The organism is Streptomyces sp. 5-10 (assembly GCF_014712245.1).
GTDB classification, from domain to species: Bacteria; Actinomycetota; Actinomycetes; order Streptomycetales; family Streptomycetaceae; genus Streptomyces; species Streptomyces violaceusniger.
In genome coordinates this window covers 110,790-132,016 of the sequence record NZ_JACVYG010000001.1, presented here as the reverse complement: position 1 = coordinate 132,016, position 21,227 = coordinate 110,790, and the positions used below count along the sequence as shown (strand labels likewise).

General features: G+C 71.1%; 20 protein-coding genes and 3 pseudogenes. 8 read left to right on the top strand and 15 right to left on the bottom strand.

Annotated elements, in window-relative coordinates; genetic code table 11:
• Positions 1–10 precede the first annotated feature (10 nt).
• Complete coding sequence (locus IEJ02_RS00635; RefSeq protein WP_191062812.1) at positions 11–1,525, bottom strand: ABC transporter substrate-binding protein; 1,515 nt, start codon at positions 1,523–1,525, stop codon at positions 11–13.
• Positions 1,526–1,704: 179 nt separating this feature from the next.
• Here IEJ02_RS00635 and IEJ02_RS00630 point away from each other — a divergent pair, with 179 nt between their 5' ends.
• Together IEJ02_RS00630 and IEJ02_RS00625 are read left to right on the top strand one after the other, a co-directional pair.
• Positions 1,705–3,177, top strand: coding sequence for an amidase (locus tag IEJ02_RS00630; protein WP_317985689.1), 1,473 nt, complete (start codon positions 1,705–1,707; stop codon positions 3,175–3,177).
• Positions 3,174–3,941, top strand: a complete 768-nt coding sequence (locus IEJ02_RS00625) for a FadR/GntR family transcriptional regulator (RefSeq protein ID WP_191062811.1) — start codon at positions 3,174–3,176, stop codon at positions 3,939–3,941. Before IEJ02_RS00630 ends, IEJ02_RS00625 begins: the two co-directional genes overlap by 4 nt.
• 33 nt (positions 3,942–3,974) lie before the next feature.
• Here the strand turns inward: IEJ02_RS00625 and IEJ02_RS48135 are convergent, their stop codons facing one another.
• Both IEJ02_RS48135 and IEJ02_RS50210 read right to left on the bottom strand, forming a co-directional pair.
• Entirely contained in the window at positions 3,975–4,250 is a 276-nt protein-coding gene (locus tag IEJ02_RS48135; RefSeq protein ID WP_317985688.1) for an Lrp/AsnC family transcriptional regulator, read from the bottom strand.
• Between the two features lie 27 nt (positions 4,251–4,277).
• Positions 4,278–4,841, bottom strand: coding sequence for an AsnC family transcriptional regulator (locus tag IEJ02_RS50210; protein ID WP_317985687.1), 564 nt, complete (start codon positions 4,839–4,841; stop codon positions 4,278–4,280).
• A 62-nt stretch (positions 4,842–4,903) separates the two neighbouring features.
• On the opposite strand from IEJ02_RS50210, the pseudogene IEJ02_RS00615 reads away from it, so the two are divergent.
• Positions 4,904–5,230 (top strand): annotated as a pseudogene (locus tag IEJ02_RS00615) (Rossmann-fold NAD(P)-binding domain-containing protein); the annotation flags it as partial.
• A 44-nt stretch (positions 5,231–5,274) separates the two neighbouring features.
• Here IEJ02_RS00615 and IEJ02_RS00610 read toward each other — a convergent pair.
• Positions 5,275–6,135 carry an oxidoreductase gene (locus IEJ02_RS00610; RefSeq protein WP_275558000.1) on the bottom strand — a complete coding sequence of 287 codons (861 nt, stop codon included), beginning with the start codon at positions 6,133–6,135 and terminating at the stop codon, positions 5,275–5,277.
• Positions 6,136–6,197: 62 nt separating this feature from the next.
• On the opposite strand from IEJ02_RS00610, the gene IEJ02_RS00605 reads away from it, so the two are divergent.
• Complete coding sequence (locus tag IEJ02_RS00605) at positions 6,198–6,776, top strand: TetR/AcrR family transcriptional regulator (protein ID WP_191062810.1); 579 nt, start codon at positions 6,198–6,200, stop codon at positions 6,774–6,776.
• Between the two features lie 46 nt (positions 6,777–6,822).
• Here IEJ02_RS00605 and IEJ02_RS00600 read toward each other — a convergent pair whose 3' ends face one another.
• A complete protein-coding gene (locus tag IEJ02_RS00600) occupies positions 6,823–7,701 on the bottom strand; it encodes a LysR family transcriptional regulator (protein ID WP_191062809.1) in 879 nt (292 codons plus the stop codon).
• A gap of 129 nt (positions 7,702–7,830) precedes the next feature.
• Here IEJ02_RS00600 and IEJ02_RS00595 point away from each other — a divergent pair, with 129 nt between their 5' ends.
• Together IEJ02_RS00595 and IEJ02_RS00590 are read left to right on the top strand one after the other, a co-directional pair.
• Positions 7,831–9,258 carry an MFS transporter gene (locus IEJ02_RS00595; protein ID WP_191062808.1) on the top strand — a complete coding sequence of 476 codons (1,428 nt, stop codon included), beginning with the start codon at positions 7,831–7,833 and terminating at the stop codon, positions 9,256–9,258.
• 39 nt (positions 9,259–9,297) lie between these two features.
• A complete protein-coding gene (locus IEJ02_RS00590; protein ID WP_191062807.1) occupies positions 9,298–10,446 on the top strand; it encodes an NAD(P)/FAD-dependent oxidoreductase in 1,149 nt (382 codons plus the stop codon).
• A 395-nt stretch (positions 10,447–10,841) separates the two neighbouring features.
• Here the strand turns inward: IEJ02_RS00590 and IEJ02_RS00585 are convergent, their stop codons facing one another.
• From IEJ02_RS00585 to IEJ02_RS48125, 8 genes and pseudogenes are all read right to left on the bottom strand, one after another.
• Positions 10,842–11,231, bottom strand: a complete 390-nt coding sequence (locus IEJ02_RS00585) for a cupin domain-containing protein (protein WP_191062806.1) — start codon at positions 11,229–11,231, stop codon at positions 10,842–10,844.
• A 79-nt stretch (positions 11,232–11,310) separates the two neighbouring features.
• On the bottom strand, positions 11,311–11,766 hold the full coding sequence (locus IEJ02_RS00580; RefSeq protein WP_191062805.1) for a S26 family signal peptidase: 456 nt from the start codon (positions 11,764–11,766) through the stop codon (positions 11,311–11,313).
• The gene (locus tag IEJ02_RS00575) at positions 11,766–13,706 is read right to left on the bottom strand and encodes an ABC transporter ATP-binding protein (protein ID WP_191062804.1); all 1,941 of its coding nucleotides are present in this window, start codon (positions 13,704–13,706) and stop codon (positions 11,766–11,768) included. The genes IEJ02_RS00580 and IEJ02_RS00575 overlap by 1 nt, the downstream gene beginning before the upstream one ends.
• A complete protein-coding gene (locus IEJ02_RS00570) occupies positions 13,703–14,194 on the bottom strand; it encodes a TlpA disulfide reductase family protein (protein WP_369075640.1) in 492 nt (163 codons plus the stop codon). The genes IEJ02_RS00575 and IEJ02_RS00570 overlap by 4 nt, the downstream gene beginning before the upstream one ends.
• Positions 14,085–14,846: a MauE/DoxX family redox-associated membrane protein gene (locus tag IEJ02_RS50695; RefSeq protein ID WP_369075639.1), complete on the bottom strand. Its 762-nt coding sequence runs from the start codon at positions 14,844–14,846 to the stop codon at positions 14,085–14,087. The genes IEJ02_RS00570 and IEJ02_RS50695 overlap by 110 nt, the downstream gene beginning before the upstream one ends.
• 174 nt (positions 14,847–15,020) lie before the next feature.
• Complete coding sequence (locus tag IEJ02_RS00565; protein ID WP_137976142.1) at positions 15,021–15,224, bottom strand: hypothetical protein; 204 nt, start codon at positions 15,222–15,224, stop codon at positions 15,021–15,023.
• A 176-nt stretch (positions 15,225–15,400) separates the two neighbouring features.
• Positions 15,401–16,303, bottom strand: a complete 903-nt coding sequence (locus tag IEJ02_RS00560; protein WP_191062802.1) for a helix-turn-helix domain-containing protein — start codon at positions 16,301–16,303, stop codon at positions 15,401–15,403.
• Positions 16,304–16,514: 211 nt separating this feature from the next.
• A pseudogene (locus IEJ02_RS48125) lies at positions 16,515–16,625 on the bottom strand (LysR family transcriptional regulator); the annotation flags it as partial.
• A gap of 2 nt (positions 16,626–16,627) precedes the next feature.
• Here IEJ02_RS48125 and IEJ02_RS00555 point away from each other — a divergent pair.
• A pseudogene (locus IEJ02_RS00555) lies at positions 16,628–17,138 on the top strand (SDR family NAD(P)-dependent oxidoreductase); the annotation flags it as partial.
• 41 nt (positions 17,139–17,179) lie between these two features.
• Here IEJ02_RS00555 and IEJ02_RS00550 read toward each other — a convergent pair.
• Positions 17,180–17,671: a DinB family protein gene (locus IEJ02_RS00550; protein ID WP_191062801.1), complete on the bottom strand. Its 492-nt coding sequence runs from the start codon at positions 17,669–17,671 to the stop codon at positions 17,180–17,182.
• A gap of 353 nt (positions 17,672–18,024) precedes the next feature.
• A complete protein-coding gene (locus IEJ02_RS00545) occupies positions 18,025–20,193 on the bottom strand; it encodes an alpha-L-rhamnosidase C-terminal domain-containing protein (protein ID WP_191062800.1) in 2,169 nt (722 codons plus the stop codon).
• Positions 20,194–20,265: 72 nt separating this feature from the next.
• Here IEJ02_RS00545 and IEJ02_RS00540 point away from each other — a divergent pair, with 72 nt between their 5' ends.
• Positions 20,266–21,168 (top strand): TetR/AcrR family transcriptional regulator, encoded by a 903-nt coding sequence (locus IEJ02_RS00540; RefSeq protein ID WP_191062799.1) that lies wholly within the window; start codon positions 20,266–20,268, stop codon positions 21,166–21,168.
• The last annotated feature ends 59 nt before the right edge of the window (positions 21,169–21,227 follow it).

Sequence of the window (21,227 nt, the reverse complement as noted above, 5' to 3'; positions counted from 1 at the left end):
ACGCCGCCTTTCAGGACCGGCCCAGGCCGGTGAGATCCAGTGACTCGGACACGGAGTTCACGGGCAGGCCGGTGATGTCCTCGTCCGCCACCATCAGGTTGGGCAGCAGGAACAGCCAGTCGGCCGCCGCGTCCTTGGACACCAGCCGGGCAGCCGCCCGCATGTCGGTGATCTGCTGCTCCCGGGTGCCCTGGTCCGCCTTCGCCAGCAACGCCCGGAACTCGGGGTTGTCGTAGCGGATGTAGGACTTCTCGCTCCCGAACACCGTCTGCATGTCGCGGGGCTCCACATGGCCGATGATGGACATGTCGTAGTCGGCGTTCTTGAACACGGTGGTCAGCCACGCGGCGGGGAACTCCAGCTGGTCCAGCTTGACCTTGAACCCGGCCTGTTCGAGCTGGCTCTTGACCACGGTGCCGCACGCGGTGGCATACGGCAGCGTCGGAATCCGCAGCCGCAGCGTACGCCCGGCTTCGCCGGACTCCTCGAGGAGCTTCTTGGCCTTGTCGCGGTCGTAACGGTACAGGTCGGTGAGGTTCTGGTACCACGGGTCGGTCGGCGGGACCATGCTGCCGATGAGCTTGCCGCGCCCCGCCCAGCAGGTGTCCATCAGGGCCTTGTGGTCGATGGCGTAGCGGACCGCCTGGCGGGCCTTCCGATTCTTCATCGGGCCCGAGCCGTTGTTGAGGGAGAGGACCACCTCGCCGTTGGTCGTACCCTCGATCACCTTGTACTTCGAGTTGTTCTGGAACCGGTACAAGGACTCCGGGGACTGCATCTGGCCGATCACATTGATGGTGCCCGTGAGCAGCGCGTTGTTCATGGCCGTCGGGTCCTTGAAGTACTTGAGGGTGACCGACGCGAAGTGCGGGGTGCGCCCCCAGTAGCCATGACGACGGGCCAGCGTGATCGAGTCGCCGCGGTTCCAGTTCTTCACCACGTACGGGCCGGTGCCCACCGGCTCGGTGGCCAGCTTGCCCACCCCGGTCCGGCTGAACATCGCGCCGACGCGGGTGGTCATCCGGTACAGCCAGTCGTTGCTCGGCCGCTTCAGGGTGACCTTGAGTTCGGTGGGCGACACCGCCCGCACCGCGTCGACGACATCCATCTGGGTCTTCTGCACCAGCGTCCAGTCGGTGGTGACGCGTTCGATGGAGAACTTGGCGTCCTCGGCCGTGAACCGTGCGCCATTGCTGAACGTGGCGTTCTTCACCAGGTGGAACGTGTACGTCCTGCGGTCCTTGGACAGGCTCCAGGACGTGGCCAGTTGGGGCCGGATCTTCCCGGACTGATCCAGCTTCACCAGCGTCTCGTAGACGTTGTAGAGCAGTGCCTGCGGAATGGCGGCACCTTCGGTCCTGGTGAAGTCGAAGTTGGCCGGCTCCGCGGTGAGGCCGATGTTCAGGGAGTTCTTCCCCGCGCTGCCGGTCGCCGTGGACCCGGCCGAGCAGGATGCCAGCAGCAGGCACGCGAGCGTGGCCGCGACCGCCCCGGTTCCCCGCGTCGGCCGCCTGTCATGTCTCATACGTTCTACTCCTGGCTTTCGATCGCCATGGTGGAACCTTCCGTTATCACTGGCCTGACCAGTAAGCTCACTTGGCAGGTACCGTGGCGATTGAAGCTGTACTTGTCAAGGGTCCGAACGCCCTCGGGCATCGCGAGGGGCGCCGCCCAGCGGTTGCTGGGGGAGTAAGGAGAGTGCGAGTGCTCACGGAACAGGGCCTGGCCGCCATGTCGGCCGTCGAGATGGTGGCAGGATTCGCCGACCGCACGTTGTCGCCGGTCGAGGTCCACGACGCCGTCCAGTCGGTGATCGAGGCACGCGAGAGTGTGCTCAACGCGTTCTGGGCGCGGGATCCGGACGAGTCCCGCAAGGCGGCCCTGGCCAGCGAGGCCCGATGGGCGGCGGGGGAACCGCTCGGGCTCATCGACGGCGTGCCCGTGACGCTCAAGGAGAACGTCGCCCGCAGGGGCGTCCCGATGCCCTCGGGCAACGCGGGGACCGAACCGGTCGTCCCCGAGGCGGACGCGCCCATCACCGCGCGCGTCCTCGAATCCGGAGGGGTGATACTCGGGTCGACCGTGATGCCGGACTGGGGCATGCTCTCCTCGGGCGTCTCCAGCCGGCACGGCATTTCGCGCAGCCCCTGGAACCCGGAGTGGACGACGGGCGGTTCCAGCTCGGGCGCGGGGGCCGCGGCCGCCGGGGGATACGGTCCGCTCCACGTCGGCACCGACATCGGGGGATCGATCCGGCTGCCGGGCACCTGGCTGGGCCTCGCCACGCTCAAGCCCAGCTACGGGAGGATCCCGCTGGACACCCCGTACCTGGGGCGCGCCGCCGGACCCATGGCCCGCACCGTGGCGGACGCGGCCCTGTTCATGCGGGTCCTGAGCCAACCCGATCCCCGTGACTGGTCGAGCCTGCCGCCGCAGGACATCGACTGGTCGGACCTGGACGGCGAGGTGCGCGGACTGCGGGTGGGAGTGCACCTGGACGCCGGCTGCGGGGAGCCGTGCGACGCCGAGATCCTCGCCGCGGTGAACCGTGCCGCCGGGCTCTTCGAGGCGGCGGGAGCCGTCGTGGAGCCGGTCGGACCGTTTATGACCCAAGAGCTCCTGGACGACCTGGACCTGTTCTGGCGGGTGCGGTCCTGGAACGACTTCCGCGCCCTGGAGCCCGAGGCCCGGCTGCGCGTCCACCCCCACATCATCCGGTGGTGTCAGGGGGGCGCCGATGTGCCGGGTACGCGGGTCCTCCAGTGCTACCAGCAGATCATGGGCATCCAGGCGCGGACCGTGGCGGCCACGCTCCCGTACGATCTGGTGCTCTCGCCGGTGGCGCCGGTGGCGGCGTTTCCCGCCGAGCAGCCGATGCCCTTCCCGGGGGACGAGAAGACCATGGCCCACATCGGCTTCACCGCGCCGTACAACATGTCGGGCCAGCCGGCCGCGACCGTCAACTGCGGCTTCACCGCGGACCGCCGGCCCATCGGGGTGCAGATCGCGGGCCGCCGTTTCGACGATCTCGGCGTCCTGAGGGCGGCGGCGTGGTACGAACGGAACCGGCCCGCCGAGGCGGTCCCGCACTGGCCGGACAGCGCCCACGGGGCGCCCACGGGGCAGAAGACGGGGGAGAAGACGGCATCGACCACGCCCGAAGGGGAGAAGCCTTGAGCGACGGGGCACAATTCCGGCAGGTCTCGCCGGTACGGCTCTACCAGCGCATCGTCGAGCAGATCGAGCAGGCGATCGTGCGCGGTGACCTCAAGCCCGGTCAACGGCTGCCGAGCGAGCGGGAGTTGGTGGCGCAGTTCGGGGCCAGCCGTCCCACGGTGCGCGAGGCGTTGCGCGTGCTGGAGAGCGACGGCCTCGTCCGGTCCCGCCCGGGTGACCCGAACGGCCCGGAGATCCTGCCCTTCTCGTCGGCCGGTCTGACCAAGCAGATGACCCGGCTCGTCCAGTTCGACAACGTGTCGATGGCCGAGCTGATCTCGTTCCGCATGATCCTCGACGGGTCGGCGAGCTCACTGGCGGCCCGGCTGCGGTCCGAGGAGGAGCTGTCCGCCATGGAACGGACGATCGCCGTCATGTCGGATGCGATCGAGGCCGGGTACGAGGAGTTCAGCAAGGCCGACGTCGCCTTCCACGAGGCGGTGGCCGTGGCCAGCCGCAACTCCCTGATCGAGGTCTGCAACCAGGTGGTCAGGGGCGCCGTCCTCGCGCTGATCTCGGACAAGGTCGCCCATGCGCACAACAGCGCGGCGCTCATGCGGGAGTCCCTCCGCCACCATCAGGAGGTGCTCGGGGCGATCCGGGCGGGGGACGGCCAGGCGGCGGCACGCATCTCGCGGCGCAAGCTCTACGAGTACTACGCCGGCTACGTCCCCGAGAACGAGCGGGGGCCGCTGCTGGCGCTCGTGGAGGACGAGGAGAGCTGACCCCCGCTGCCGCCCGCCCGGCGCGGGATCGGATCAGCGTCGCGCGCGAGCGCTGGATGGCTCGACGAGGCGATCGTCGGAGAGCCGAGTGCCGGCCTGCTTGATGTGTCTCAGCACGGGGGAGACCTCCATGCTCTGCAGTCCGGTCAGGGACCCAAGGCGATCCGCGGTGAACTCGAACAGTTCGTCGAGGTCCCGGCAGTGTGCGACGGCGTGGATGTTCCAGGGCCCGGAGATGGCCGCGGCGAAGGCGATCTCGGGTTCCTGCGCGAGTGTGCGGCCCGCGCTCTTCACCGCCGACGGGTGCACGCGAAGCCAGAGGTTCGCGCGAGCGTGCTAGCCCAAGGCCGCCGCGGCGATCTCGACGTCGATGTGGACGCCCCGGTGCTGGAGCAGAGCATCAAGGCGGCGCGAGACGCGTCCCGGAGTGAGGTCGGCGGCTCTGGCGAGATCGACGAGACTGGCGCGGCCGTCCGCGGCGAGCGCACCGAGCATCTTCTCGTCCTCGGGGGTGAGGCGCAGGGGCTCGCGAGTGACGACCGGAGACTCGGTGAAGGGGGGCCCGCCGCTCCCCAACGCCTCTTCCTCCTTCGGGGACAGTGTGCCCTGTAGGGCGGACCAGTAGTGGGCGCGGCCTGGGAGGAATTGGCGGAGCATGGCGAAGGCGTTGATGTCGATCACCGCTGCGGTGCGGGGAAGCCGCTGCCCCAGGAGGTCCTCGCGTTGTTCCCGGGTCCGGGATTGCGTCGCGCAGGTGATCTCGCAACCCGCCGCGCTCAGGGCTACCCAGTTGACGTCGTCACGCTCGGCGAGCGCGTCGGCGATCGCCGCGACGCTGCCAGGGCGGCAGCGCAGGCGCACCAGCCACCTGCTCTGTCCCAGGGCGCCCGGGTTGACCACGCCGGCCACGCGGATGACGCCGTCGGCGCGCAGGCGTCGGTACCGACGGTTGACGGCGCTTCGAAGACCTGGTGTCCCCGGCGGGGCTCATCGGGGCGATGTCCTCCGGGCAGGGCAGCATCACGAACAACACGACCGGAGGCCGTGAGGTCTACCGGGGGAGCAAAGCGGCCCTGAACTTCCTGCGGAGCTTCGCGGCCCGGCAAGGTGAGACGCGGCGCGCCTTCGTGCTCATGGCGCCGGGCTGGATACGCACCGCCCTGGGTGGGCCGGATGCGCCGTTCACCATCGAGGAGACCGTCCCCTTGCTGGTGGACACCCTGCTCTCCCGACTGGGCACGCCCGGCCTGGCGTATCTGGACCGCTTCGGCCAGACCGTCCCTTGGTAGACGCAGCGATTGAAACGATCACCAGGACGATGTGACTCCGGCTGTCAGAGGCTGAACGACACGCCTGTGAGCTTCTCCGAGGCGTCCCAGAGCCGCCGGGCAACCTGCGTGTCCCGCGCGGTCTTGGACCGGCCGATCGGTTCGGCACCGCCCCGCATGTGCATCCAGTGCTCCGGTCCGATGAAGCTGTCACCGGGGACATCGCCGGTGGCGGCGTGCAGTACCGGCAGAGCGCCGTCCTCCGGGCCCTGCGCGAGCAGGCGGAGCATCAGCTTCGTGCCGAGCCCGGGCGACCGGTCGTAGATGTTGGTGGCGACGAAGCCGGGGTGTGCCGTGACGGCCAGCACCTTCGACCCGGCGGCGGTCAGCCGGCGTTGCAGCTCCGATGAGAACAGCACGTTCGCCAGCTTGGACGTCGCATAGGCGCTGGACTGCTTGTAGCGGGTGCGTTCCCAGTTGAGATCGTCGAAGTTGATCCGCCCCATTCGCTCCGCCTGTGACGACAGGGTTACCACTCGTCCGGTGATGTAGGGCAGGAGCAGGTTCGTCAGGGCGAACGGACCAAGGTGATTGGTTCCGAATTGCAGCTCGAATCCGTCGGCGGTCCTTTCGAACTCGGGGACCGAGGTGCCCGCGTTGTTGATCAGCAGATGGATCGGCTCCTGCCAACCGGCGGCGAAGCGGCGGATCGACGCCAGATCGGCCAGATCCAGCTGACGCACTTCGGTGAGGCCGGGCGCCGTCCTGGCGGCGCTCGCACCCTTCGCCGTGTTACGCACCGCGAAGACGACGCGCGCGCCGTACCTGGCGAAGGCCTGGGCGGTGGCGAGGCCGATTCCGCCGTTCGCGCCGGTCACGATGACTGTCTTGCCTGTGAGGTCTGGGGTCATGGCGGTGAGACTCATGGCAGCGAGACTAGACACTGCCTAGTAACTAGTCAATGTCTAGTTCGAGGTAGGCTGGGGGAGTGACCCACAAGCCCTTCCACCACGGCAACCTGCGAGCCGTCCTGCTGGACCAGGCCGAGCAAACCTTGCGCGAGGGCGGCATCGACGCGCTGTCGCTGCGTGAGCTGGCGCGAAAGGCCGGTGTCAGTCACGGCGCACCCCGGAGCCACTTCGTCGACCGGCAGTCACTCCTGGACGCGCTCGCCGAGCGAGGCTTCAACCGCCTCGCCGATGAAGTGGAAGCAGTGATCGGTTCCGACGCCGCGGACTACAAGCAACGTTTCCGCGCCATCGCGACCGCATACGTGCGCTTCGCCGTCACGGACGCCGCACTCCTGGACCTCATGTTCACCGCGAAGAACGGCAACGCCCCCGAGGGGCTGCGCGCCGCCTCGGAACGGCTTTTCGCGGCCTTCGGCGACCTGATCGAGCGCAGTACCGAGGCCGGAGAGCTCAGGCCCCAGGACCCGTACCGACTACAGCTGCTCTTCGCCGCCGTCATGCAGGGAATCGCCTCCCTCGTCACCACCCGCCGCATCTCCGCGGAGGACGGTGACTCCCTCGTCGACGACGCGATCTCCCTCTTGGTCCACGCGTAGGTCCGGGTGCTGTCATACCGATGTTCCCCGAGGCCGGACCACCGCTTCAACGCCGGGCGAGCAGGTCTTCCAGGGCTCGCAACGCCATGGCGTTGTCGGCCCGGCGGCGCTTGTGCTCCACCCAGTAGATGGTCCGGTCCGGTGGCCCGTCGCGCAGCGGGACGACACGGCATCCCGTTCGCGCCCTCAGGTCGTCGGCCATGAAGGAGGGGGCGACGGTCCAGCAGTCCGGGGTGCGCAGCAGCGGTGGCAGCGTATGCACCATGGTGACCGTGTGGACGGGCTCCCGCAGCAGGTTCCGCTCCCGCCACAGGTCGTAGTCGGGGCCCCAGGGCAGGTATATCTCGTTCGACCGGGACAGCGCGGAGAGCGGCAGCGCCCCGGCCGCTCCCCGGTATGCGTCGTCCATCGACGGTGAGTTGACGGCGGCGAGCATCGGATACCGCGCGAGTGGACGCACCCGAAGGTCGGTGTGGACCGGCTCGTAGAAGACGAAGGCCACGTCGAGATGGCCGGCGACGACGCGGTCGCACAGCGCCGTGCTGCGCCCGCTTTCCAGGGTGAGCCGCAACTGGGGGAGCCGCGCGCGCAGTTCTGCGACGAGCGAGTCGAACACATAGATGCTGATGGCGTCGGCGCCCCCCACCGCCAGGGCCGCGTCCGGCGCTTCGCGGATCCGGGCGGCCTCGCCGACGAGCCGCTCCCACTGCTCGGCGAGCTCGCGATAGCGCTCACCCGCGGCCGTCAGCCCGATCCCCTTCGCTCCTCGTGCCCGGAGGACAAGCCGCCGCCCCAGGCGCTTTTCCAGCCGCTCCAGGCGGTAGCTCACGGTCGACTGGGAGGTGTGCACGATCCGGGCGGCTTGGGCGAGGCTTCCCGAGCGGGCGATCGCGAGGAAAGTCTCGACCTCCTCTACGACGAACATATCGATCCCGTCGATATTCGGTGTCGAAAACTTGAGCGTGACAGGCATCTTAAGCCCGACCTAACGTGTGTCCACCGGCCGGAGACCTACGTCACATCCGACTGCCGATTCCCCTGGGGAGATGAGACTGTGGACACGCGCAAAGTCCCCCTGGACGACCTGCCCACCTGCCGATTCCATCGCAAGGTCGCCTTCGTCGCGGCGGGCGGCCCCTTCTGCGACGGCTACCTCCTCGGCATCATCGCCGTGGCGCTGCCCACGATCGCCACGGACCTGGGGATCGGCTCGCTGGGTGAGGGACTCATCGGCGCCTCGGCGCTGATGGGCATGTTCCTCGGCGGCCTGATCTTCGGCCCGCTCACCGACCGGCTCGGACGCAGCGGAATGTACACCGTGAACCTCATGGTGTTCGTGGTGTGTTCCGCGCTCCAGTTCTTCGCGGTGGACGCCGTGTCCCTGTTCCTCATGCGCTTCGTCATGGGGGTGGCACTCGGCGCCGACTACCCCATTGCCACGGCCCTGGCCACCGAATTCCTGCCCCGGCGGCTGCGCGGGCCGGTGCTCGCCTCGCTGGTGCTGGTCCTGTGGGTGGGTTTCACCGCGAGCTACGCCGTCGGCTACCTGATGGCCGGTCTCGGTGACGGAGCCTGGCGCTGGATGCTGGCCAGTGCGGCCGTCCCCTCGCTCGTCTTCCTGCTGCTGCGGCTGGGCACCCCCGAGTCCCCGCGCTGGCTGCTGAGCGTCGGCCGCACCGACGAAGCGCGCGCGGTCGTCGCCGAACACCTCGGTCCGGGGGCCGACTTCGAGGCGCTGGTCGCCGAGACGCGCGCCGCCCCCGTGCGGAAGGGCCCGGCGCTGAGCGGCATCGGTGAGCTGTTCCGCCGCGGCTACGGGCCGATGCTGGCGTTCTGCTCGATCTTCTGGGTCTGCCAGGTGGCGCCCTCGTTCGCGGTGAAGACCTTCCAGCCGCAGCTGCTCACCTCGCTCGGGGTGGACAACGCGCTGGGGGCCAGTGTGCTGGTGCAGTCGTTCGCGATCGTGGGCACCGCCCTCGGCATGCTCGTCATCAACGCACTGGGCCGCAGGACGCTGCTGCTCGCCTCCACGGCCGTGTTCACCGTGGCGCTGCTGGTCCTCGGGATCAATCCATGGGCCACCAGCGGGCTGGTGATCACGCTGTTCATCGTGTTCAACCTGGCCGAGGCGGCCGGCGCGGCGCTGCAGTTCGTCTACCCCAACGAGCTGTTCCCCACCGATCTGCGCGGCACGGGCATGGGCGTGGCCACGGCCGTGAGCCGCATCGGGTCGGCCACGGGCACGTTCCTGCTGCCCCTCACCACCGACCGATGGGGCGCCGGCACCGGTCTGTACATCGCCGCGGGCATCGGAACGATCGGGCTCGCCGTCTCGTGGCGCATGGCGCCGGAAACCCGCCGGCTCAGCCTCGCCCAGGCGAGCGGGGCCGAGGAGCGGAGCCACGGACCGCGGCAGCCGACCGACACCCCACGGCCGGGCCAGCCGACCGACACCCCACGGCCGGGCCAGCCGACCCCATAGCCCATCCGTCACCAGAGACCACAACGAGCAAGGAGACTCATGCCACCCCTCCCTTCCCCCTCCTCCGCCCATGTGGTGGTCGTCGGCGCCGGGATCGTCGGCACCGCGCTGGCCCGGCAGCTCGCCCTGAGCGGCGCCCGCGTGACCGTCCTGGACCGCGAGGGTCCCGCGGCCGGGGCCACGTCCGCCGCCTTCGCCTGGCTCACCAACCAGACGTACTTCCGCAACGGCACCTCGCTGTCGGACGGCACGTCCCGGCACTACTTCGGCCTGCACCGTCTCGCGCTCGGCGCCTGGCGGCGACTGCACCACGAGCTCGGTGAGGCCCTGGCGGTCCGCTGGGGCGGAACGGTGCAGCTCGCACCCGGCCACGGCGCGGAACACGACCTTCTCCGCAGTGACCTGCGCCGTCGGCTGGCCTGGGGCAGCCCCTCCCGCGCCATCACCGCCACCGAGGCCAGGGAACTGCTCCCCGGAGCCGTCGTCGCCGACGACACCGTCGGCTTCTTCACACCTGACGAGGGCTCCGTCGACCCCGCCAGGGCCGTCGCCGCACTGGTGGACGCCGGCACGAGGCTCGGGGTGGACTTCCGCTACGGCGCCGAGGTCACGGCTGTCGAGGGCGCCGGGGACCGCGTCCGCGCCGTGGTCACCCCGAGCGGGCGGATCGAGTGCGACCACGTGGTCGTCGCCTGCGGCGCGGACTCGCCGTCACTGCTGGGCCCGTTGGGCATCACCGTGCCGCTGGCCGATTCCTCCGGCACCATCGTCCATCTCGCCCCGCTGCCGCCCTTCCTGGAGCGGGTGCTCCTCTCCTCGGACATCCACGCCATCCAGCGCACGGACGGGCGGGTGGTGCTGGCCAAGCACTACACCGGCACGCCGGTCTCCGACCCGGCGGGGCTGGACGGCGAGGGGCTCCTGGCCGACGCGGCCGCGGTGCTGCCACCGCTGCGGGGGGCGGAGATCGAGAAGGTCACCGTCGGGCGCCGCATCGTTCCCGCCGACGGCCTCCCCGTCATCGGCCGCAGCCCCCTGTATCACAACGTCCACAGCGTCACCACGAACGCGGGTATCACCCTCGGCCCCTGTCTCGCGCAACTGCTGGCCACGGAGGTCCTGGACGACATCAGGGTGGACGTACTGGACCCCTACCGGGCGACCCGGTTCACACCGGTCAGCGGATAGCACAGGCTGACCACCCCGGCGACCGGACGGCCCCGCCCCGCCCGGTCGCCGGTACGGTGACACGGCGATCTCACGGCGGTGGAAGTCCGCCACCGCCGGTGCCATCAGCGAGCCGGCCGCCTTGATGAAGGCACGCTTGCCGTTCTCCAGACGCACTCGTGCGGCGAGCCCCTCGGAAAAGCCGCCCCGCTGGCTGATCGCATCGGCCACCGGGCTGCCGAGCAGCTGCCCGATCCGGGCCGTCACTTCACGCGGCATCGCCGCCCAGTCCATCCTTCGGCTGCCGGTGGCCTCGGGCAGGCCCAGGTGTGCCGCCACGAGTCCCTCGTCGGCATCGCGTGTCATGGTGATCTCCCCGTCTTCGGTGACCGAGTAGCGGATGGTGGCCGGCGTGCTCAGCTCCGCGGTCGCGCTTCACCGTTCTCCGCCACCGCGTAACCGGGTACGGACGGCCATCGGACGGTCAGCACCACCGACTCCTCCTCCGCGAACCACGAATGGTCGACTCCGTGCCCCCACACGACGTAATCGCCCTGCTCTTCCAGGAGAACGTCGCGGCCGGGAAGTGCCACGCGGAACCGGCCGCTGATGAGAACCAGCAGGGCTGTGCGTTCCTCGCCCCTCACCCACTCCGCTCGTTCGTCGCCAGGAGGGTGGACGCCCCATTTGATCTCCACGGCCTCGCTGTGGCGTGGATCGCCGACGTCCTTGAAGTGTCCGAGGAGCCATCCCCGGTCCAGTGCCGCATCCTTGCCCGCGTTGCCCACGTACACGCTGTCGCTCACGGTGCCGGACGCTAGCAGCTCCTCGTGTGCGCGTCTTGGCATCCCCGTGGCCGTCGTGTCCTCTTCTTACGTCGGCTTCTTACGTCGGCCGGGGGCGGGGCCGGATGACCGTGCCCAGGACGTGGGTCGTGGGGAAGTAGCCCGCCTCGCGGGAGTCGTAGCTGTTGTGGGTGTTGTCGCCCAGGAGGACCAGTGCTCCGGGCGGGACGGGGCCACCGGTGGCGTACGGGCCGGGGAGGGCTCCCGGGGGTGGTCGGTCGCCCGCCACAGCCGCCACCCGCTTGATCATCCACTCGTGTGCGGTACCGACGGCCGCTACCGCCTGGCCGGGGGTGGGTGACAAGTGCCCGTCGGCCTCCTGTCGCACGACGACCACGTGCCCGACCGCACACCGTCCGCCGCGCCGCACCAGCACTCGCTCCCCGTCGCGGTACGTGGGTTCCATGCTCCCGCCCCGTACGGTCACGACCACGAGCGTCCGCCGCAGCACCGCTCCGGTGATGACCATCCCCAGCCCGAGCACGATCAGACCCATCACACGGCCTCTTCCGGCGCTGCCGGAGACTCTTCGGCGGAGAGCTGATAGCCACCGGCCTGGAGGGTGAAGAGCCGGGCGTACTCGCCGCCCGCCGCCATCAGCAGGGTGTGGTTCCCCCGCTCCGCGACCCGCCCGTCCTTGAGCACGACGATGATGTCCGCGTCCCGCAGCGCGCTGAGCCGGTGCGAGATCAGCAGGCTGGTGCGGGCACTCCGGTCACGTCGCAGGGACGCGTGGATCTCGTGCTCCGCTTCCGCGTCGAGCCCTGCCGAGGGCTCGTCGAGGATCATCAGTTCCCGGCGCGTACACGCATCGCGCAGGAACGCCCTCGCCAGTGCCAGCCGTTGCCACTGACCGCCGGAGAGGACCACGCCCGTCTCCGGGTTGCCCTTGTCCTCCTCCGTGAAGAACATCCGGGTCAGCAATGTGTCGTACCCCCGGGGGAGTGCGGCCAACTGCCGGTCGATACCGGCACGTTGGGCGGCCTGGCGCATCCGCTCAGGCGATCGGTCCCGATCCGTCAGCACCGTGAGGTCGCCGAGGGCGATGTTCTCCGCCGCCGTCATGTCGTACTGCATATAGTCCTGGAACACCGCGCCCACGCGTTCCCGCAACCGCGCCGGATCGACCTCGCGGATGTCCACGCCGTCCCACAGGATCGCGCCGCGCGTCGGGTCGTAGAACCGGCAGAGCAGCTTCACCAGAGTGGACTTGCCCGCCCCGTTGAGCCCGACGAGGGCCAGCGCACGGCCCTGCGGAATGTGCAGGTCGACGCCGCGCAGCACCCAGGGGAGATCGGGGGAATAGCGGAACCAGACGTCCCGGAGCTCGATTCCGCGGCGCAGCACGGGCAGCGGGCGGGGCCGGTCCGCGACCGGGAGGTCCGAGGTGGCCTGCGTCACCGCCGTGTAGTGGTCGAACATCAGCAGCGTCTGCTGGCCCTGCGCCGCGTCGCCCGCCAGCGAGGCCAGCGCCCCCTGCACACCCGCGATCGCGGCCACGAACATGGTCACATCGCCCACCGACAGCGCCCCGCCACGCGCCGCGAGGACCGCCCAGAGCAGCCCACCGCCGGATACCAGCGCCGCCAAGCCGCCCAGCCCCGTCTGCACGGCGATTTCGCGCCGGTCCATGGCCCGCTTCGCGGCGTTGGCCGTACGCCGTTCCGTCAGCATCCGCCCGCGCAGAAACGGGCCGATGCCGAAGAGCCGGACCTCCTTGGCCGCCTCCACGCTCGACAGCAGATCGGCGTAGAAGAACTCCCGCCGCTCGACCGGCCCGACCTCCCACAGCATCCGCGCCCGCCGCCGTGCCAGGGCGACCTCCGACCACAGCACGGGCACCCCCGCCACCAGCAGAATCCCGGCCATCACGGGACTGACGAGGAGGAGCGAGCCGAGGAATCCACCGATGGTCGCCCCTGCGCGCACGACGCCCAGGATGCTCTCCGCGACATGGGTGGCCGTCTCGTGGCCCGCCTGCTGGGCCAGCCGCAGGCGGTCCAGGAAGTGCGGGTTCTCGAACTTTCCCAGCCCGACGAAACCATCGACGGCGGCGAACAGCCGGTCCTGCATCTCCAGCCCCACCCGGCGGTCCAGCTCCGCTCGTGCGTAGCGCATGGCCTGCGAGGCCACCACCGCCGTCACACCGAGGCAGGCCATCGCCGTACCGGGCCACAGCAGCGTGCTCGGGGCACCGCTCGCCAGGTCGTCCAGGACCAGCTTCATCAGCCAGGCCGTCACCACGGGTAACGCGCTCACCAGCAGTGACAGTCCCATGTGGAGCAGCAGGGTGCCGGGGGCGGCGCGGGCGGTGACCGCGCAGACGGCGGCGAGCCGCCGCAGCGCGATCACGGCGCGCCCGCCCGTGGCACCCGAAGGGGCGTAAGCGGTGTCCGCCGACTCCTCGTGGCCGCCTCGCCCGCGCACGGTGCTCACACCGGAAGCGTCGGCCGGGACAGGTCCACCGCGTCGTCGGTGACCACGACATCGCCCTCGGCATCCGGCGCGACCATGAGCACCGTGGGAAACGCCATGATCTCGAATGCCGCGCCCATGGGTTCCTCGTTGCGGGTCTGGGTCACGACCTTCGCCACCGACCGCAGTTCGGCGACCATGGGTGCGGCCAGGTCCGCATCGCCCACCACGGCGGCCAGCACCCGATCGCGTCCGCCGGGCATCGTACGGGCGTACTCCACGAACTTCGGCAGCTGCTCCTTGCACGGCCCGCAGGTCGGCGTGAAGAAGCCCACCAAGGTGGTCCCGGTCATCGTGGCGCGGCTCAGCGGCTCGCCGTCCACGGTGTGGGTGGCGAACTCACCGACCGGCTCGTCGAGTTCGATCGCCGAGCGTGGCCGGTCGACGGCCCTCGCCGCCAGCAGCTCGCCGTGCTCCCGCAGGCGCTTGATCACGCCCAGGGTGAGGATCAGATCCAGCGAACACAGTGCCCCCACGAGCACCACGGCGCTGATCAGGACTGGCATGGTTCCTCCCGGATGTACCGGATATCCCGGATGGCCTTCGGATGGTGTGTGCGCGCGTCGCATCGGGGATCTGCCGGGCCCTGGACGGGCCGAAGAGCGCGGCCAGGTCGTCGAGTACGGTCACCAGGGCACCCGCGACGAGCCCGGCCGCCGCCGCCACGAGCGCTCCCGTCGCCGTCGCCGGTGCCCGGTCCGCCAGTGTCATCAGGCCGGCCGCCGCCGCGACGGCGGTCAGCAGCACATTGCGCAGGAGGTGGCGGTGGCCGAGCGGGTCCGCCGAGGCCCCGAAACACCGGCAGGCGGCGCCCGTTCCCCGCCGTATCGTGCGGGCTATCGCCGCCGCGAAAACGCTCAACAGCCCCGCCGCGAGGGCCAGTCCGGTCACGGTGGCGCCCTCGGACGGCGCGATGAGCAGGGCGCAGACGGCGCCCTCCGCGGTGACCACGGCCCCCGCCGCGGGTCTGACCAGCCGCGGCGGCACCACTCCCATGGCGGGCAGCGACTCCACGAAGGCCGCGAACCTGCCCCGCCCCGCCGACTTGCTCAGGAAGGCGATCAGGAAGACCACACCGATCATGGCCCGGACCGCGATCACCAGATACTGCACGGCAACCCTTTCACTCGAGGTAGGGGTGCGGGCTGAGCGCGAAGACGGCCCCCGAATGCCCCCGTTGGCCACTCGGGGGCCGCCCGTCCGCTGTCGTTCAGCGGTGCGCCGCGTACACCGTCGTCCAGGAGCGGACGGCGGTCGGCGCGGCCCCGCGTGGTGTCAGCAGCCCACGCAACCGTTGCAGTCGAAGCCTCCGGCCGAGTTCTTGCAGCACCGGGCGTTGCAGCCGCACGGACCGCCGTACTGCCTGTTGCACTGCCAGCATTGCGGCCAGCACTGCTTCACCTGCACGGCAGAGGCCTCCACCTGGGGAACGAACAGGCCGAGCAGCCTGCTGCCCATCGTGGTGAGCGTCCTGTACATGTCCACCCTCCTTCCGTCGAGTCCGGCCCGGCTCTGTGGACTGGGCACGGGCCGATGTCGGGTCGAGCCGACAGACGGCGCCTGCCGACTCCGCCACCCTCGCGATCCGGCGGGAAGGATGTCTTGTACGAATGCGACGCTGAAGGAGACGCCGCCACTCGGCGCGCGGGACGCCCTCACTCGGCGAGCAGAACGCTGGTGACCTGGTCGGGCAGGAAGTCCAGCGGGTCGCCGGGCTTGGAGGACGCCCGGCGGGTTCCGAACCGGCCCGGCGTACAGCCGACCCGGTCCCTGAAGGCCCGGGTGAAATGGGCCTGGTCGTAGTAGCCCGCGAGGGCCGCCGCCTCCGCCCACGGCAGGCCGCCGTCCTGTAGGCGCAGCGCCTCCTGCAGCCGCAGCACCTGGGCGAACTGCTTGGGCGGAAGGCCGACTTGCTCGCGGAAGCGGCGCTCCAGCCGTCGGCGGCTCCAGCCGGTCTCGGTGGCCAGGTACGCCACGCGTATCCGGCCGTGGGTGCGTCCCAGCCGCCGCCATGCCCAGACCACCTCGGGCGCGCACTCCGGGCCGGCCTGGGCCCGGGCCGCGAACACCCCGTCGAGCAGGGCGAAGCGCGATGCCCAGCCGCGGCACTCGGCCAGGCGGCAGAGGAGGCGGCCCGCCTCCCGGCCGAGGAGATCGGCCGGATCCAGGTTGCGCTCCGCCAGCTCGGCCATCGGCACGCCGAAGAAGCGGAAGGCCGCGATCGGCGTCAGCATGACCGTCACGCCGGATAGCTGGCCGGTGTGCTCGCCCAGCGTGGCCGTGGCCCGTAACCCGTTGATCATCGAGGTTCCGGTGACGGACTGGCGGGGATCCACCGCGTCGGCGATCCGTACCGGCTCGCCGAACCCGAGCATCACCTTCACCACACCGTCCGGCACCAGCAGCCGACATCGGGGCCGGCGCGCCCCGAACCGGAAGCCCCGGTATCCCAGCACATGCTCGCGCGCGGCGGCGCCGGGTTTCCTGGTGATCAGCTCTCGCGAATCCGCCGCGGCCGTCGCAGTCGATGAGGCCCTCGGCGTGTGCTTCTCGTGCATGGTGCTTCCCCCTCGTGTCCGTGGATCGGTCACATGAGGCCCATCGTGTCGGGCGCGGTGAGACGGGGACCACAGGGATCAGGCCAATGCGGACGGCGAGGCGGCCCAGCCGCCTCAGACGGTCGGCACGGTGGAAGCGCCCGGTCCCACCAGGGCCGTACCGTCGGACCGCGGGTCAGAGCTGCCCGGTCGCCTGCCAGCAGGCGCGTACCTAGTCCAGCACCAGGGGACGGTGGTCGTCGGCACGCCGGGCGAGCGCGTACTGGCTGGGCGAGATGCCGCGCACCGGCCGGGTGACGACCCCGCCCAGGGTGATGAGCGGGAGACCTCGTGGCCGCGCACCCCGACCAGGTGGAGGCGCTGACGCTGGACGTCACCGATACCGCCGGGATCGAGGCCACCGTGCGGGATGTGGTGAGTCGTCACGGCAGGTTCGACGTCCTGGTCAACAACGCGGGGCGCGGCCACGTCGGCGCGGCCGAGGAAACCACCGACGCCGAGCTGCGTTCGCTGTTCGACCTGCATGTCTTCGGCCCCGCCGCCCTGGTCAGGGCCGTGCTTCCCGCCATGCGCCGGCGCGAGCGATGAGATCGCCGACTACGCCGAGACGGTCGGGCCCACCCGGCGGATGACCCAGACCGCCGGGGGCGCGGAGCCGGGCGACCCGGCCGGGGCCGCGGCGGCGATCCTGGCCGCGCTGGACGCCGAGCGGACGCCGCTGCGTCTGCCCCTGGGCAGCGACGCGGTCGACGCGGTCCTCAGCCACCTCGACACCATCCGCTCCGACGTCACCACCTGGGAGAAGACCGCTCGCGACACCGCCTACCCGCGGTAGGCCCGCGGCAGGCGGTAGGCCCCGGGGATGCGGCAGGCGGCTCAGCGCCCGGTGCTGCCGTCGATGAGTTCGCGCAGGATGTCCGCGTGACCGGCGTGGCGACCGGTTTCCTCGATCATGTGGGTGAGTGCCCAGCGAACGCTCGGAGCCGGGCCCGGACGTCCCGCACGGGGCAGCGGCGCGCCGAGGTCGGTGCATGCGTCGAGCACCTTGTTCGCGCGCTCGACGGTCGACCGGTAGCGCCTGACGACATCGGAGACGCCGTCCTCGGGGGCGGGCCGGAGCGTCGCCTGCCAATCTGTGACCTTCTCGCCGAGGAATGTCGCGCTCTCGACGGCGATCAAATGGTTGAGCAGGCCGAGCAGGCTCGTGCCCGAGGGCACCGCCGGTGTCCGGGCCTGAGGTTCCGCGGCTCCGTCGACCTTCGCGGCGATCGAGGCACGCAGATAGTCGAGGAAGCCACGCAGGACGTCCGCTTCGCTGTTCGCGGTGCGGGGCGGCGGGGTGTCCTTGCGGCGGGAGGCGGTGGGCACGGCGTACTCCTCGTGTGGCGCTCGTCGGGGCGGCCCTCGGTGTCGGTGGGGCCAGTCTCGGCGGGGGCGCCACACAGTGGCGAGGAACCTTGCCGTTTCGGCAAGCCGCCTCGAAGGTTCACCGCCGCCGCACTCGTCGCCCTCCTCGCCTTCCACTTCCGTCCCCGGAACACCCTCGGCGGGCATCGGCGCCCGGCCGGTGGCCGCCACCTCAGGGCCGGTGAGGTGACGGCCCGGCCGAGGCGCCGGGCGAAGAACCGGACCGCGCTGTCGGCCTCGAACCCAGGAGCACCAGCGGCGCGCGCTCGGGGCCGGACGCGGTACGACGTCGCCGATCGTCGACGGCCCGGGACCTACCCCGCCCAGGCGAAGGTGGCGGTTCCCCGCACCCCCTCGAAGACGACCGTATCGCCCACGCGGTGGGCTCCTCGCCCCGCATCCCCCGACGGGCGGCCGTCGTGCCAGGCGATCCGGCCGTCCACGGCGATGGTGCGGTCCTTGTGGAGGAGGGGCACCGCGACCCGGCCGGTCGTGCCTTCCGGTGCCCGGACGGTGAGGACGAACGAGTCGTCGCCCGTCCCGCGCCGCCACCGCACGGACAACGCGCCCGCCGGTACCGGGACGTCGCCCTGTGCCCAGCCCAGGTCGACCGGGTCGGGCTCCACCGCCCACCTGCGGTAGCCGTCGGCGAGCGGTCGGACGCCGAGCACGTTCAGCGACAGCGCGGGCACCGCGGTGCTCCAGGCGTGGGCCATACCGACGTGTCCGCCCCAGGCCAGCGATGTGCCGGGCCGGGGCACGGCCGGCTTCCCGTCGGCACCGGCCTCCTCCCACGGCGTTCCGGGACCGTTGCGGATCATGTGGTCCCACGCGGTGCGGATCAGCCGGAGCGCCCCGGCGCCGTCCCCGTGGCGGAACCGTCCCAGGCTCTCCTGGGCCATCACATACGGGGAGATGTACCGCGTCATGTACGGGTTGTCGGTGTGCCGGGTGGTGAGCGTGCCGTACGGACCGCTGAGGTGCGTGTCCAGGTACGCGATGGCGCGCCGGGCCCGCGGGCGGTCGAGCACCCCGAAGGCGAGGGCGGCGGCGTTGGCATCGGCGGTGTGGTCGCGGCGCGGGTCGTCGGTGTTGAGCGTCATGGCCCCGGCCTCCGGATCCCACAGCCTGGTGAGGAGCGCGGCCCGGACCCGGTCCGCCCGGCGGTCGAGCGCCGCCGCGGCGCCCCGGTCGCCCGCCACGGACCGTTCGAGCCGGGCCAGTGAGCGCAGAGCCGCGTAGTAGGCGGCGTTGGTGGTGGCGTCGACGCCGGCGGCCCGGTCCGGGGTGTGCCAGTTCTGGGCGGGCAGCCCGTCGTAATCGGCGGTCCGGAACAGCCCGCCGTCGGCGTTCGGGGCGTGTTCGCCGAAGAACCGCAGGGCGCGGCGTGCGACGGGCAGCAGCGGCCTCACAAAGGCACTGTCCCCGGTGAAGCGCAGGTAGTCGGCCACGCTGACGACCCACAGGAGGGTGAAGCTGTCGAGCCTGACCTTCCCGGCCGCGCCCGGCGGTTCGAACCCCTCCGGCGACCCGTCCGGCGGGCCGGGGTCGCCGAGTTCGCACGGGACGTCGATGAGGCTGGTGGCCTGAAGCGTGCCGTCGGGCCGCTGCTGGCAGGCGAACAGGTTGATGGTGTCGCGCAGTACGCGGCGGTACGCGCCGCCCTGCTGGTACGCGGCCAGGGCCACGAGCTGGACGTCGCCCGCGTACACGGTGCGATCCCGCTTGGGGCCGTCCATGACGACCCACGGCCGCCCCACGGCGGTACGACGTCCACGGGCCGTCGACAGATCCAGGCCGTAGGCGCTCGCGTACCAGGCACGGTTGAGCACCGGGTCGCTGGAGAGGAAGTGCCCGTCGTACGCGCCGGGAAAGGTCGTCTGCCGCACCCGTACGAAGTCCAGGGCGAGCGAGCCTGGTCCGTCCAGCGTGATCGCGACGTACCGCTGGGAGCCGCGCAGACCGGGGCTGCGCAGCACGGTGGATCCGCGCGGCGGGGCGTAGACGTCCGCCCGTCCGTCGGGATCGTCGTCGGTGCCCAGGGACCGGCCCAGGTAGAAGAAACCGCCGGGGTCGGGATCGGCGTCGCCGGCCGGGCCGAGGTACTGGCGCGCCTCCGCGTACGACGCTCTGATCGGCGCGCCCGACGCCCTCCGGATCCCCAACTCGACGTATCCTCCGGCCAGTACGCCGAGGTCGAGCACCAGTCGCGCGCCCCGTGGCGCGGTCGTGGTGAGGATCGCCGCCGCGCCGTCCTCCCGTAACGCCCCATCGGCGCCGGTGACGGTGCCACCGTCTCCCTCGACCGTCACCGAGGTGGGCCGCACGAAGGTGCCGGGCACGCGCGGCAGCTGCTGTCGCCAGGCCGGGTCCATGCCGACCGGCTTCCGGGACAGGGCCACCGCCCGGTCCTGAGGTCCGGCGGCGAGAGTCCCGGAGAGGGTGGCGGCGAGACAGGCGAGGACGACGGTTGAACGAGTCATTCGGTTGGATTTCATTGTTTATGCTGTACGCATACGCCGAGTGGTGGTCAACGTGGGGCGGGGTGAGGGCGGATGCGATCCGGCCACAGCGGGGAAGCGAGCGCCGTGCGCGGCCTGGAACTGCTCTGGGGGCTGGGCGAGCGCCCCAGCCGAGGCCGGCGCCCCGCCTTCACCCTTGAGGAGATCGTGCGCACCGCCGTCGGGATCGCCGACGCACAAGGACTGGCCGCCGTGTCCATGCGCCGGGTCGCCGAACGGCTCGGCTGCACCACGATGTCGCTCTACCGGTACGTGCCCGGCAAGGCCGAGCTGCTCGACCTCATGACGGACGCCGTGATGGGCGAGGTCCCGCCCGCCGATGCCGCCCCGGGCGGCTGGCGGACCAGGCTGGAGCTGTCCGCCCGCGCCGACTGGGGCCTCTACCACCGTCACCCCTGGATCCTGCGCCTTCCGGCCGGGCGTCCCGCCCTGGGCCCCCACGGCCTCGCCTGGTACGAGTCCGTCCTGCGGGTGCTCACCGCGACCGGTCTGCCCCCATCGGCGCTGGTCCACGTCTTCGACCTGGTCGACGCCTATGTGCGTGGCGCCGCCCGCGACGCCCTCGACGCGGCCGCCGTCGAGCGCCATTCCGGCCTGACCGACGAGCAGTGGTGGGCCGCCCGCGCCCACTTCTGGGACGCCGTCTTCGTCCCGGCGCGCTATCCCGTGGTGGCGAGCCTCCGCGCCGCCGGTGCCCTGCGTCACCCCCGCGACCGTGGCTTCGAGTTCGGCCTCCGGCTCGTGCTGGACAGCATCGAGACGTTCGTCCGGAACCAGACCAATGGTCGCGACGAAACATCAAGGCGTTACGAAACTCCCTGTCCGCAATGCGGCAACCCCGTACCTCGCCCCGCCGCCACCGGTCGTCCACGCACCTACTGCTCCGACGCCTGCCGCCAACGCGCCTACCGCGCCCGCCGGCCCCGCCCGGCGTAGGAAGCCCGGTGCCGAAAGTCCAGCCAGGAGTAGCGAGCAAGACCGGATCATCTCGATCA